Raw genomic sequence first — 550 nt, 5'->3', positions numbered from 1 at the left:
CATATTACCAACAAAAGACAATACTAATTCGCTTGTGTTTACCCTTTTTACTTTACCAAATTGTTAATGAACGTCCGGATTAACCAGATGAAAGCACTCTTCTCAAACTACTTTCATCTGATAAATCGCTTGAGATGTTTGGTGGAGCCGGGGAGGATCGAACTCCCGACCCCCTGCGTGCAAGGCAGGTGCTCTCCCAGCTGAGCTACGACCCCTCTTTTTTACTGCAGCTTTTAATTTTACTCGGCGTTATTGATACTCGCTCGGTTACATACTCGCGTATGCGCCCCCTTTCTTTCGTATCAATGCCTTGATTAAAATAAAAACCTTTGCAAAAAAATTTTGCCATAACCTTTATTACATTTGGCAAAAAAATTGCTAACATCCTTCGGCTACATCGCCTGATGCACATGGGTTGTTTCGCTCCCCGCATCGGATGGCTTAAAAATCAATCATCTCTTCTTCTGAAAACAAACTGTGTGGGCACTTCGGTGCAAGTCGTGCTTAATTTTAAGGAGGTGATCCAGCCGCAGGTTCCCCTACGGCTACC

At 43.8% G+C, this 550-nt stretch carries 1 tRNA gene; it reads right to left on the bottom strand.

The features are described 5' to 3' along the window. Window positions 1-139 precede the first annotated feature (139 nt). A tRNA-Ala gene (locus Lbru_RS08805) sits at window positions 140-215 on the bottom strand. Between the last annotated feature and the right edge of the window lie 335 nt (window positions 216-550).

The organism is Legionella brunensis (assembly GCF_001467025.1).
Lineage (GTDB): Bacteria > Pseudomonadota > Gammaproteobacteria > Legionellales > Legionellaceae > Tatlockia > Tatlockia brunensis.
Note: the sequence above shows the minus strand (reverse complement) of the source record. Positions and strands in the feature narration are given on the sequence as shown.